General features: G+C 38.8%; 12 protein-coding genes. 4 read left to right on the forward strand and 8 right to left on the reverse strand.

Annotation, left to right across the window (positions count from 1 at the left end; all coding sequences use genetic code 11):
- Positions 1-141: 141 nt before the first annotated feature.
- The 4 genes from LV83_RS11310 to rsfS form a co-directional block, all read right to left on the reverse strand.
- Complete coding sequence (locus LV83_RS11310) at positions 142-972, reverse strand: hypothetical protein (RefSeq protein WP_111611649.1); 831 nt, start codon at positions 970-972, stop codon at positions 142-144.
- Positions 969-1,745 (reverse strand): UDP-2,3-diacylglucosamine diphosphatase, encoded by a 777-nt coding sequence (locus LV83_RS11315; RefSeq protein WP_245947038.1) that lies wholly within the window; start codon positions 1,743-1,745, stop codon positions 969-971. Before LV83_RS11315 ends, LV83_RS11310 begins: the two co-directional genes overlap by 4 nt.
- A 59-nt stretch (positions 1,746-1,804) precedes the next feature.
- On the reverse strand, positions 1,805-3,877 hold the full coding sequence (gene ftsH / locus LV83_RS11320) for an ATP-dependent zinc metalloprotease FtsH (RefSeq protein WP_111611650.1): 2,073 nt from the start codon (positions 3,875-3,877) through the stop codon (positions 1,805-1,807).
- Positions 3,878-3,941: 64 nt separating this feature from the next.
- Entirely contained in the window at positions 3,942-4,289 is a 348-nt protein-coding gene (gene rsfS / locus LV83_RS11325; RefSeq protein ID WP_111611898.1) for a ribosome silencing factor, read from the reverse strand.
- 62 nt (positions 4,290-4,351) lie between these two features.
- Between rsfS and LV83_RS11330 the strand changes: the two genes are divergently transcribed.
- Positions 4,352-5,110, forward strand: a complete 759-nt coding sequence (locus tag LV83_RS11330) for a biotin--[acetyl-CoA-carboxylase] ligase (RefSeq protein WP_111611651.1) — start codon at positions 4,352-4,354, stop codon at positions 5,108-5,110.
- Positions 5,111-5,193: 83 nt separating this feature from the next.
- Entirely contained in the window at positions 5,194-6,513 is a 1,320-nt protein-coding gene (gene ahcY, locus LV83_RS11335; RefSeq protein WP_111611652.1) for an adenosylhomocysteinase, read from the forward strand.
- Positions 6,514-6,567: 54 nt separating this feature from the next.
- Here the strand turns inward: ahcY and LV83_RS11340 are convergent, their stop codons facing one another.
- Entirely contained in the window at positions 6,568-7,383 is an 816-nt protein-coding gene (locus LV83_RS11340) for a hypothetical protein (RefSeq protein ID WP_111611653.1), read from the reverse strand.
- Between the two features lie 98 nt (positions 7,384-7,481).
- Here LV83_RS11340 and LV83_RS11345 point away from each other — a divergent pair, with 98 nt between their 5' ends.
- Entirely contained in the window at positions 7,482-8,351 is an 870-nt protein-coding gene (locus LV83_RS11345) for an SDR family oxidoreductase (RefSeq protein WP_111611654.1), read from the forward strand.
- Positions 8,352-8,428: 77 nt separating this feature from the next.
- Here LV83_RS11345 and LV83_RS11350 read toward each other — a convergent pair whose 3' ends face one another.
- Both LV83_RS11350 and LV83_RS11355 read right to left on the reverse strand, forming a co-directional pair.
- Positions 8,429-9,496, reverse strand: coding sequence for a PAS domain-containing protein (locus tag LV83_RS11350; protein WP_111611655.1), 1,068 nt, complete (start codon positions 9,494-9,496; stop codon positions 8,429-8,431).
- A gap of 348 nt (positions 9,497-9,844) precedes the next feature.
- Positions 9,845-10,342 carry a DUF4494 domain-containing protein gene (locus tag LV83_RS11355; protein WP_111611656.1) on the reverse strand — a complete coding sequence of 166 codons (498 nt, stop codon included), beginning with the start codon at positions 10,340-10,342 and terminating at the stop codon, positions 9,845-9,847.
- Positions 10,343-10,561: 219 nt separating this feature from the next.
- On the opposite strand from LV83_RS11355, the gene LV83_RS11360 reads away from it, so the two are divergent.
- Positions 10,562-12,868 (forward strand): patatin-like phospholipase family protein, encoded by a 2,307-nt coding sequence (locus tag LV83_RS11360; RefSeq protein ID WP_111611899.1) that lies wholly within the window; start codon positions 10,562-10,564, stop codon positions 12,866-12,868.
- Here the strand turns inward: LV83_RS11360 and LV83_RS11365 are convergent.
- Positions 12,862-13,341: an Mpo1 family 2-hydroxy fatty acid dioxygenase gene (locus LV83_RS11365; protein WP_111611657.1), complete on the reverse strand. Its 480-nt coding sequence runs from the start codon at positions 13,339-13,341 to the stop codon at positions 12,862-12,864. The two genes, LV83_RS11360 and LV83_RS11365, sit on opposite strands and share 7 nt — an antisense overlap.
- Positions 13,342-13,371: the final 30 nt, after the last annotated feature.

Here is a 13,371-nt window from a genome sequence, read left to right on the forward strand (position 1 = left end):
TAACCGAGCAGGATTTGGGTTTTTTACAGAGGAAGCGATGTTGTAATGTAGCCCTGCTTCTGTTGCAGCTGGACTTTGATGATTTTTGAAAATGTTGAATTCTGAATATTGAGTAAAGAAAGATGGAGTAACAAGACCGCTTTACTTCAATACCTTTAACCAATCAGGAGTAGCATATAGAATTACTTTGTCTTTGAAAACGACTGCTAATCTTTCTTGTCCGATTTGAAGGTAAATTCCTCCTGGACTTTCCAGTTCAGCTAATGTCTTGGTTTCATTGGAAGTGAGAGATATTGCCACCAGCTTATTATCAGCGATCCAGAGGAGGTGCTCGTTGTAATAGCAAAGCTTATTGATTCCCTTGATTTGTATTTTTCGCATCAGGTTCCCCTGATTATCGAAGATAAAAACACCCGTTTCCGGCACATTCATAAACAAGCGATTCTTGAATTCTCTGATTTCAGTGACACTCAAATCGTTTGATTCCAGAATCAAATTAAGAGGCTGAGATTGAATGATCTGATTTCTTCTGAAATCCAATAATTTTAAATTCAGATCGGATTCATCCCATACCCAAACCATATTATTGTTTCCCAAAGTCGCTGCTTTCGCCAAGTTTATATCTGCTAAGAAGAAGCCTTTTTCTGCCAAAGGATTAAGGAATCTATCCAGGATTCTATACTCTTGCAGATCTGACGAAAAGCTAAAAATGTTCACTGTCCATGCAGCTTCCAGTTGATTTAATCGTCCCTGCCTAGCGGGAGAAAATAAGTTCAATTGCTTGCCATCTGCACTGAATAAATAAATGTCTCCTGAGGTAGTGCTAGCAAATAACTGGTCTTTAGTATCGAAGGAGATCAAGTCTAGATTCTGGAGCGAAATCTCTGCGAGGGGAATTCCTAGTTTTACATCGGTTTGTGCCGAGGCAAAAAGCGGAACCAAGCCAATGATGAGAAGTATGAAGGCCCTCATCCTTCGAAGGATGAAAGTTTAACTTCTTTGGCGGCAAAGGAAAGATAGGTGTTTTGCGTCACCCATTCTCCAAGATTGAAATAGGTGGACTTTGTACCTACTTCGAGCTCAAGTGGTAAGTGTCTATGTCCGAAAATGTAAAAATCATGATGCTTCTTTGCCTCAAGTTCCTTGCAGTATGTCCAAAGCCATTCATCTTCGCCAAGAAAGTGATTTTCGTCTTTTTCAGTATTAGAAATACGACTGTGTCCTGACCAACCTTTAGCAAGTTTGACTCCTAAGTCGGGGTGAAGCCAACGAAATAACCACTGTGCTACCGGGTTTGTGAAGACTTTTTTTATGACTTTATAAGCCTTATCTCCAGGTCCTAGACCATCTCCATGCCCTACCAATATAGATTTTCCTTCTACCTTCAGTTCAATAGGGTGAGTATAAACAGGGATTCCCATTTCTTGGGTGAAATAGTCCTTCATCCATAGATCATGATTTCCGGTGAAGAAAATAATAGGAATTCTACGCTCTCTGAGTTGGTGGATTTTTGAAATAAAAGGAATAAAACCTTTTGGGATTACTTGCCCATACTCAAACCAAAAATCGAAGATATCACCCACTAAAAAGATTGCTGCAGCATCATCCGAAATGGTATCCAACCAGCGAATAATGCGTTTTTCACGTACTTTACTTTCAGCATCATTTGGTGCTCCAAGATGAAAATCTGATGCGAAATAGAGTTTTTTTCCATTCAGTGGAAAATCCAATGGGGGGGATTGCATAACTAAAGATAAACGAGCGGGAACAAAATAAAAAAGCCCCGAATGAATCGGGGCTAATATTATAAAATTCGATTATCAGAATTCGGCTCCGGTATAGGATCTACTAAAGGATCTGAAGATTCAGACTCGCTCTTCTCGTCTTTCGAGATCAAGTCTGGCTCCTTTGGTACATCTTTCTTATTCGTGAAGGCCTGATAAGTAGTTTCTTTGTCAAATGGTCTTTTACCAATTAAGCGCTCCAAATCCGCCTGGAATAAAATCTCTTTTTCCAAAAGCTCTTTTGCCAAAATATCTAATTCCTTGATTCTATGCGTAAGCAGGTCTTTCGTCCTATCATAAGCTGACTGAATCAATTTTCTTACTTCTTCATCGATTACCTCAGCGGTAGTCTCAGAGTAAGGCTTGGTCATTTTATAGCCATCTCCCTTAGAGTCATAGAAGGAAATGTTTCCAATTTTATCATTCATACCGTAAACTGACACGATAGAATATGCCATCTTAGTAACACGCTCCAGATCACTTAAAGCTCCTGTAGAAATTTTCTTAAAGATAATTTCTTCCGCAGCACGACCACCAAGAGTCATACACATCTCATCCATCAACTGTTCTGTTTGATAAAGAAACTGTTCTTTTGGAAGGTATTGTGCATAACCCAGCGCGGCTACGCCACGAGGAACTATACTTACTTTGACCAATGGATCAGCATGCTCCAGAAACCAGCCTGCTACTGCGTGACCTGCTTCGTGGAATGCTACAATTTTTTTCTCTTCTGGAGAGATGATCTTATTTTTCTTTTCCAAACCACCAATCACACGATCGACGGCATCTTGGAAATCCTGCATATCTACAGCTGTTTTATTTCTCCTAGCAGCTATTAAAGCAGCTTCATTACACACGTTGGCTATTTCAGCCCCGGCAAAACCAGGTGTTTGTGCAGCGCATTTTTTCGGATCCACGTCATCAGCCGTTTTGATAGGCTTCAAGTGTACCTTGAAAATAGCTTCTCTTCCTACGATATCTGGCTTGTCTATAGAAATCTGTCTATCAAAACGACCTGGTCTCAACAATGCACTATCAAGTACATCAGGTCTGTTGGTTGCTGCCACTACGATTACTCCTGTGTCAGTTCCGAAACCATCCATTTCTACCAAAAGAGAGTTAAGCGTATTCTCTCTTTCGTCATTAGAGCCTGGCATTTGGCCTTTTCCTCTGGATCTACCAATCGCGTCAATCTCATCAATAAAGATGATACAAGGCGCTTTTTCCTTGGCTTGCTTAAACAAGTCACGAACTCTGGCAGCACCTACACCTACGAACATCTCCACAAAATCAGACCCTGAAAGCGTAAAGAAAGGAACACCGGCTTCTCCCGCCACGGCCTTTGCAAGCAAAGTTTTACCAGTACCTGGAGGGCCTACTAGCAAAGCACCTTTAGGGATTTTACCACCTAGTTTGGTGAATTTCCCTGGGTTTTGAAGGAATTCCACAATTTCCTGAACTTCCTCTTTTGCCTCATCCAGTCCTGCCACATTGTCAAAAGTAATTTTGACTTTGTTTTCAGCGTCGAATAACTGAGCTTTTGATTTACCTACATTAAAGATTTGTCCGCCTGGTCCTGAAGGTCCTGCCATCCGGCGCATCATAAACCAGAAAAGGACAAATAATAGAATTAAGAATCCAAAGCTACTGAAGTAGCTTCCCCAGTTTTCTTCAGTTGCAACAGATAGCTCTATGCGGTTTTCCTGCGGAACTTCTTCCTTAAGTGTATCGAAATCCTGTGCAAATTTGTCTACAGAGGCTACTTCAAATGAATAGTGAGGGCCTTGAGGGTTAAAGAAAGTTGAATTGGACTCCAATTCAGTCTTATACTTATCGGTGGATAAAGCAGCAGTTTTAAGAGTCACATCTACACGCTCCATGTTTTTGACCATGGTTACTTTAGAGACATCACCAGCTAAATACATGTCCTCAAATCTCTTTTGAGTTATGTCTACAACTGCATTTCTATTCTGAATCCAAGTAAGACCTAGTAGTACGGCAACCGCAGCGATTATCAGCCAAAGCTGAAAATTGGGTTTTTGAGGTGTCTTTGGGGTGAATTTTTTGTTTTTATTATTCTTAGTATCGCTCATTTCTTATAACGGTAATTTCATAAACTTAAGGTAAACGGAGGGTTAAGCTGAAAGTTTTTGGTATTTATCCAACTCGGGTGACTTTGGCATCCCCCCAAAGGTCTTCTAATCCATAAAATGATCTTTTATCTTTAAGGAAAATATGTGCCACAACGTTCACATAATCTACTAATATCCACTGACGGCTACTTTTTCCTTCACTTTTCCATGGATTTCCTTGACCAATTTTAAACACTTCCTCTTCAATAGAATCCGCTATAGCGTCTAATTGTGAGTCAGAATTTCCTGAGCAAATAACAAAAAAATCAGTCACTGTGTTTTTGATATTTCTTAGATCCATTAAAACTATGTCGGAGGCCTTTTTTTCCTCCATTCCTTTAATGATTACTTTGCTCAGCTCTTCTGCTGTCATATTATTCATTTAATTTTGCAACGTCGCGTATAAAACATCCTTTTTAGACGAATTCAAAATTTATGTATAAAATTCTTGCCAACACGATTTTTTTAGGGAAAGATGTTCATTTCCTGCCAGAGTGTCACTCGACTAATGACACTGCGCTCAATCTGGTCAGGACGGGTCAGGCAAGGGAAGGCAGCATTATAATATGCAACCACCAGACCAAAGGCAAAGGTCAGCGAGGAAATAGTTGGAGCTCGCAAGCTGGAAAGAACTTGACATTTTCCTTGATTCTGAGACCTGATTTCATGGATATTTCAGAGCAGTTTTACCTCAATATGGCAGTTTCAAATAGTATAAAGCAGATGCTTCAAAACTATGTGCCCAATATAGAAGTAAAGTGGCCTAATGATTTGATCGTGCCGGGGTTCGGAAAAATTGGTGGAATTTTGATTGAAAATACATTTTCAGGTAAAGAGTGGGAATTTGCTGTGGTTGGAATAGGGTTAAATATCAATCAGATAGATTTTCATTCGGCTAGTGCTTCTTCAATCAAGTCAATCACAGGAAGCGAGATTGCATTAGAAGAATTATTTCGGCTTTTGATTACTCAAATCGAGCAAGGATACATTCAATTGAAGAAAGGAAAGTGGAAAGAAATCAAAAGTGAATACCTGATGAATCTGTACAGAAAAGAAATTTGGGCCAATTATTCTACAGATGGAGAACAATTCTCAGGAAAAATTGTTGGAATATCTGCAGATGGAAGATTGGAAATGGAGTTAGAAAACACAGAAATAGCTGTTTTTGGATTGAAAGAGATCTCCTTCCTATAGCCCCTTAAAATTTTAGATTCCAAATATTAAGCGGTACCTTTGCGCAGGTTTTAAGTGAAATTAATACGTTAACTATCAATAATATGTCAGAAATAAAATCTGAAAAATTCATTCAATACAAGGTAAAAGATATTTCCTTGGCAGAGTATGGAAGAAAAGAAATCAAACTAGCTGAGGCAGAGATGCCAGGTTTGATGGCTTTACGTGAAGAGTATGGTGCTTCTCAGCCACTTAAGGGTGCTAGGATTGCAGGTTGTCTTCACATGACGATACAGACTGCTGTATTGATCGAAACTTTGGTTGCGCTTGGAGCAGAGGTAACTTGGTCTTCTTGTAACATTTTTTCTACTCAAGACCATGCTGCTGCTGCTATCGCTGCTGCTGGTATTTCAGTTTATGCTTGGAAAGGCTTAAACGAAAAGGATTTTGATTGGTGTATCGAGCAAACTTTGTTTTTCGGAGAAGATCGTCAGCCTTTGAATATGATTTTGGACGATGGTGGGGACTTGACCAACATGGTTTTAGATCAGTACCCGGAGTTAGTGACTGGCATCAAGGGTCTTTCGGAAGAAACCACTACTGGTGTTCATAGACTTTACGAAAGAATGAAGAAAGGTACTCTTCCAATGCCTGCTATCAATGTGAACGATTCTGTTACCAAATCTAAATTTGACAACAAATATGGATGTAAAGAATCATTGGTAGATGCGATCAGAAGAGCAACTGATGTCATGATGGCGGGCAAAGTAGCTGTTGTAGGTGGATATGGTGATGTTGGAAAAGGCTCCGCTGCTTCCTTGAGAGGCGCTGGTGCAAGAGTTATTGTTACTGAAATTGATCCAATCTGTGCATTACAAGCTGCAATGGATGGCTACGCAGTTAAGAAAATGACAGATGCAGTAAAAGAGGCTGATATAGTAGTGACTGCTACTGGAAACAAAAACATCATTACTGAAGAGCATTTCAGATCGATGAGAGATAAAACCATCGTTTGTAACATCGGTCACTTCGATAATGAAATCGATATGGCTTGGTTGAATGGAACTTACGGTGACACTAAAATAGAGATCAAACCACAGGTAGATCTTTACAATGTAGATGGAAATGAAATTATTGTACTAGCTGAAGGTCGTTTAGTGAACTTGGGTTGTGCAACTGGTCACCCATCTTTCGTGATGTCAAACTCCTTTACTAATCAAGTGTTAGCTCAACTTGAACTTTGGAATAATACAGATGACTACCAGCCTGGAGTTTATGTATTGCCAAAGCATTTAGATGAAAAAGTTGCGGCTTTACACCTCGCTAAATTGGGTGTTGAATTAGAAGTTCTTTCTCAGGATCAAGCAGAATATATTGGAGTTACCGTTGAAGGTCCATTTAAGCCTGATTACTATAGATATTAATAGACTAATAGGTCAAAATGAAAGCCCTGATGAAAATCGGGGTTTTTTTTGTGATTACTTTTTTGGGTTTAAAAGTAGCTTTCTTCCGTCAGGCAACATGGTATTGGCGGCAACTTTGCATTCATCAACTAATACTTCATAGGTAGTTAAATAAGATACTTCCGAATTTCCCCCTCGAGACACAAACCAATTTTCTGCACCTACTTTAGGAAGGACTTCATTTTCTTGTAAGCAGTTTATAAATCGATTCACAGGAGCATTAATAGCTATTTGAAATTCCCTACCGACAGCATTTATACCTGTTAAGCTTCCAGTAGAACTAAAGCTGGTCAATGAATTATTTACGTAAGTTTTGCTGTGTTTGAATTTTCCGGAGAACTCTGTGCTGAGGTTAGTTTCTGTGCTTTCTACAAGATCATTAAATTCCTCCAGAACCTCGTCGGAACCACTTCTAGTGAAAGTTCTAATGCCCTCTATTTTTTTTGAACCAAAGTGATAATCATCATAAGTTAAAGTCCACTTGTTAATAGAGTTAGCTAAGGGATCTTCAAATTTGATGGTCAATTTCCCACTTCTACTGTATTCTCCTGATTGAGTACAAGTACTGCCGGCCAAAAAATCTAACGTTACTACCTTACTTACTTGGTCCAAGTGAATTGCTGGACATCCTGGTAAATCAAGTGAATCTACCTGTTGATATTCCTTCCAAGTAATCATTGCAAAATATAGGCTTTCGTTCCAGTCCTTAGAAATACTGAACAATTGAGATGCTTCCGTGGGTAAATCTGTCTGGATAACTTTTTCCTCATCTTCCGCACAACTCATCAAAATTGGAACTAGTACAATCAGTCCGAAAATATATCTTCTCATTAAATGGTGATTAAAAATATTAGCGTTGGTTTACTATTCGTCCTTCAATTACCACGCCGAAATAACTATCTTGGAACTCGACGATAAACCACAAATTTATGATTTTAGCAGAAGGAATGCTCAAACAAGGAGCATTGAAAGGCAAAAATATTATTGTAACTGGAGGAGGAACAGGGCTAGGCAAATCGATGGGAGAGTATTTTTTAGAACTTGGAGCCAACCTGGTAATCACATCTAGAAAGCTTGAAGTACTGCAGGAAACAGCTAAAGAAATGATGGCTGCAAAAGGAGGGAAGGTAATTCCATTAGCTTGTGATGTTAGGGAAATTGATCAAGTGGAAGCTATGTGGAAGGATGCTACTGAGCAACTGGGGCAAATTCATGTGGTATTGAACAACGCTGCTGGGAATTTTATTAGCCCTACGGAGCGACTATCAACAAATGCATTCAATACTGTCTTGGATATTGTTTTAAAAGGTACTTCCCAAGTCACCTTAACTGCTGGTAAAGATTGGATTGCAAAAAAGCAATCAGGCACTTTTCTCAATATTGTCACTACTTACGCTTGGACAGGTTCCGGCTATGTTGTTCCATCTGCTGCTGCAAAGGCCGGAGTGTTAGCCATGACTCGTTCTCTGGCTGTTGAATGGGCTAAATACGGTATTCGATCAAACGCAATCGCTCCTGGGCCATTCCCTACAGAAGGAGCTTGGAGTCGCCTACTTCCTGGTGATTTGGTGAAAAAATTTGATCCGGCTAAGAAAGTGCCAGTTGGTAGAGTTGGTGAACACCAAGAGCTAGCTAATCTAGCGGCTTACTTGGTGTCAGATTATTCTAGCTACGTAAATGGAGAGGTAATGACAATAGATGGAGGTGAATGGCTAAAAGGGGCAGGTGAGTTCAATAATTTGGATCAAATACCAGAAGAAATGTGGGATATGATGGAAGCCTCTAGAGGAAAAAAGTGATGAGCCCCAAAGTGATTTGGGGCTATCTGAAAGCAAAATGGAAGATCAGGAAACTTTAAGTTCCTGATCTTTTCTATTTAAAATGGAGAAGAATTTGATTCGTTTGATAAATCATTTTCAATCGACTTATTTTTTTGAACCGATTCCTTGATACTTTTCTTAAGTGATTGATCCAATAATTTTGTTTCTTTTTTGATTAGCTGTACTAGTCTTTTGGATTCGTTGTTTTGTGGTTCACTATCTAATATTTCGAGGATTCCTAAGATATTTGCCACCCTTGCCCTAAGTGTGTGAGACTGTTCAAATGCCAGTTCTTTCAGAAAGTAGTGATGCTCCTTTAGCCATATTTCTTGTTTCTTTCTATCTGAAATATCCAAAATACAACCTAAGATTTTGGTCGGGTGTCCGGTATTCGACCACTCGATCGTCTTACCAAATCCCAAAGCCCAGATTGTTTGATTTGATTTTTGGTTAATCCTGAATTCCTTTTTGAAAGGTAGATTACCTGCGGTCTTAAAATGAATACTTAAATCATTTAATAAGTTTGGGAAGTCCTCAGGATGGATATGTTTTTGCCATGAAATAGGAGTGCTACCACTTAATTCATCTTGGGTATATCCGAGCATTTGGCCCAGTCCCTTACTTATTTTATCCCCCTTTTTAGATACGTCAAACTCCCAAAAACCGAGTAGCTTATCCTCTAAAATACTGTCAATAATTTCTTTACCCTCACTTGTGGCACTATCAAAAAAATCGCCTAAGCCTAAATTATAAGGCATTGGCTGGGAAACTGGATGTCCTATCCCTAAGCAAGTTCCATAATCTTCAGTAATAAAAAAGAATTCCCATTTTGTGTCAACCAAATCACCTTCAGGATGCTCGATCTTTTGAAGGTCAACAGTAAAAGATTGGTGAGAGTTTTTCCAAGCTTTTATTCTCTGGCTCTCATATTTGCCCCAATTTGAGGCGGCAAAGCAATCAGAAAAAAAGATTGGTTTTTCTTTATTGTCGAAAAAAGTCGGTACTGGGCCTATGCTAGAATCCGATGTGATGACCCGCCCAGTCTTTTCTAGCGTAACCTGTAGAAAGTACTCGGATAATACAGCTAGCTGACTGAAACCCTGAATAGCATCGTAATCATTCATCTTGTAAATTTAAAGAATCTCCATTTGAATTTCTTTAAAATGCATATATATTTATTTGAAATACATAAAAATATATTTAATCAGTGAATTGACTGGCCGGTATTGAGTAGTGTTCTGTTTTTTGAGCTTCTGTGTAGGAATTGCATTTGACTAAGTAGCTCCTGATGTTTTCCCTTTTGCCGATACTTACCGAAGAGTGGCGACCCTTGATAACTTATTGCACTATCCTAAGCCGGAATTCGTAATTGTGTTTTCTGTTTTTTGGCATAAAAATGCCCCCAATAAGTGTATGACTTTTTGGGGGCACATCAAATTCCGTGATCTTTTTTGTTCTATAGTTGTGAATTATTATTCTTCGTTTTGAGTAACTTCTGAAACTGGTCTGAAATTCCCTTCAGGTAATTGATCAGCTACTTCGTCCCGCTCAAAAGGGAATACTTCTATAATAGGACTCTCTACAATATCTGGTACTCTGAAACTCACAAGCATATTGCCGAGACTTTCTTGAATTCTATCGTAGGCTTCTTTTACATCGTTAGCAGTTACGATCATGTATTGTGTCACTTTTTTCTCTTTGCCACTTTCTCCGTCTGCCACCATATAGGATATTTTGCATTTGTGCCAAATGTCAGCATCCTCATAAAAGAAAACATCTACAATATTACTTTTACTTATTCCAGTGACTTGAAAATCTCCTCTAATCTGAGATGCTAGCCTATCATATAGAATTGCTTCTGCTTCTGTAAATGATACCGCATCAACTAGATATGCCTCGGAAATATTTTTAAGCAAACCCTGCTCATTCTCCTTTGCGTATTTGACTTTGCATAAAAACCAAGTTCTCATAATTCTTTCTGTTTGAGCTTCGAAGGTAAAATATATCCTTTGAAGCGCAAGTGTGTTTTCGGCAAAAGCAACAGCTTGAACGGTATAGAGATTAGTAACTCCTTGATTTTCAAACCAATTTATTTGTCAGATAATATACTCTTCATAAACCAAAATTGGATTCATGAAAAGATTGTGGAGAGTAAAAGAAAAGCAGTAAATTATCGCAAAACCAATACAATGCGGGATAAAATCTGGTACAGCTTTCCAGTCCAATTACTATTACTTCATCTAAGAAAAAACCTAAGTCTTGTTCTTATTTGGATATTATTGATGGGGGTTATTTTGGAATACTTCGGTGTGATGTTGGGGATTCCGTTTCTTTTCCTAGATCCTGAATATCTACATCAGGTTTCTTGGGTGAGCTTTTTTTTGATGGGAATTGGTTTTGCGGTTTTAACTATGGCATTTCATATGTCCACTTACATTATGGATGGAAGGCATTTTCCCTTTTTAGCAATTGTGAATAAGCCGTTTATCCACTATTGCGTGAATAATGGAATCATCCCTTTTATTTTTTATGTGGTGTATATTTTAAGGTTTATAGATTTCCAGCTGGGTAACAACCTTGCCAATGACTGGGAAGTACTTTATTATTTTTTCGGGTTTCTGGCTGGCAGTGTAGTTACCTACGCTGTCATATTTGGGTATTTTGCTTTTACTAACAAGGATTTCTTCATCCTATTTGCTGGGACGGTTGACAAAAGACTTCGTAAAGTAAGGCTGACACGAGCAAATGTAATCAGCCAATATAAGGAGCTGAAAACTCAAAAATACAAGGTTCTTTATTACCTGAATTTGAACCTTCGGCCTGAAAAAGTCAGGCCTGATATTTCCAGATTTGAAGGGACAAAATTGCTTCGTGTATTCGATCAAAATCATTTGAACCTATTTGTAATACAAGTTTTTTTGATCCTCTTTGTCTTATTTTTAGGGTTTTTCAAAGAGAATCCTTTTCTCCAATTACCCGCAGCGATGAGTGCTACGCTGTTGTTTGCCATTTTGGTCATGTTGGTAGGAGCTGTTAGTTTTTGGCTAAGGAGATGGGCTACTTTTGCTGTATTTTCCTTTATTATTCTAGCTAATTATTTCAGTAATTTCAATTTTCTCAATCGTCCCCATGAAGCATATGGACTAGATTATTCAGTGCCTCCTGTTACCTACAGCCTTGCTCACATGGATAGTCTGTTGAGTCCTGAACTGGTAAAAAAGGATAGGGAAAACGTCCTTAATATTCTCAATAATTGGAAAGCAAAATTTCCTAATGAGAGAAAGCCTAAAATGGTAATGGTAGCCTCAAGCGGAGGCGGTCAGCGGTCAGCATTGTGGACAGTTAAAGTTTTGCAGAGTATGTATGGAATAGATGAGGGAGAGGTTTTAAAACATACAGAACTTTTTACAGGTGCTTCGGGTGGGGTAATAGGTGAGGCTTTTTTTAGAGAGGTTTATCTCAGGTCATTAACCGATCCTTCCGTAAACCCATTAGATGAAAAGTACCTAGATCAAATATCCGCTGATAATCTTAATCCGATCATTTTTACCCTGCTGGTTAATGACTTGTTGATACGAAATCAAAATTTTCACTATAATGGGCATAAGTATCTAAAAGACAGGGGTTATGCTTTCGAAAATCAATTGAACCAGAATACTGAAGGGATTCTGGATAAACCGATTTCTGCATACGCAGAACCTGAGTTTTCCGGCAGTATTCCCTTGCTTCCCGTGACTACTTTGATAACAAATGATGGTAGAAAGCTTGTGATTTCTCCACATTCCATGTCGTTTTTTGGAACATCGATGCTAGGTAAACTTGGTATGGATGAGAAGAAGCAGTCGATTGATTTCCTTCGTTTCTTTCAGGAACATGACTCAGAGAATCTAAGGTTTCTAACTGCCTTGAGGATGAGCGCAACTTTTCCATTTATTACGCCAAATATAGAATTGCCTTCAAATCCCGTCATGGAAACTATGGATACCGGGTTGTCAGATAATTTTGGAATTCAGGATGCTCTCCGATTTATGTACGTTTTCCAATCCTGGATCAAGGAAAATACAGGAGGAGTGGTGTTGGTGACTATCCGAGATTCTGAGAAAATCACAGAGATAGCTCCGAGCTTTCCTCCAAGGATCTTTGAGAAGGTATTTACGCCATTGAAGAATATCTATGCGAATTGGGATAATGTGCAAACGATTCAAAATGAAGTACTTTTCAATTATATGGTAGAGTCGATGCCTTTTAATCTTGAAAAAATAGAATTTGAATATGCACCGGAGAAGGTACAAGTGGAGGAGTTGACAGAAAGTCAGGAGACAATGCAGCGTGCATCTTTGAACTGGAGATTGACTGCAAGAGAGAAGAAATCAATCTTGGAAAGTGTCTATACACTGAAAAACCAAAGTTCTCTTAAAAGATTAAAAGAGCTCTTTACCAGAAATCCTATCGAATTGGCAGATAGTGTTGCTGTGGAAGAGCTCCCTTCTCAATAAGCTAGTCCCCACTTTTTGTAGATAAAATGCATCAACCATGCTGGACCAATCAGCAAAAATTGAAGGTCTTTGAGAAATGTAGGTTTTTTGCCCTCAATCTTATGACCATAAAACTGCATGATCCAGGCTAGAATAAACACGCCAAGGCTAACCATCCATAGCTTCCCTGGTAAATACAGATCTATAAAATTTGCCAATGCTAAACATACAGCAGAGAAAAGAAACATGCCTAAGGTAAGCGGGATAGAAAGCATGAGGTAGTAAATCAACACTAGCACTAATACTACCGTCGCCCAATTGGCAAAATTTTCAAGGAATGGAAGAAGACTAGGTAGCGGCTCCGAGGGTATGCTAAAAATAAGCCCAACAATACTAAAAAAAATAGCAGGTACACAAACCCAATGGATAACCTTATTGGTCATGTTTTGATGACTCTGACCATATTCTTGGAATAACTCATCGATCTTTCTCATGGTATTTTGGGATTATATCGCTTAGATTGA

Source organism: Algoriphagus yeomjeoni, assembly GCF_003259505.1.
GTDB lineage: Bacteria > Bacteroidota > Bacteroidia > Cytophagales > Cyclobacteriaceae > Algoriphagus > Algoriphagus yeomjeoni.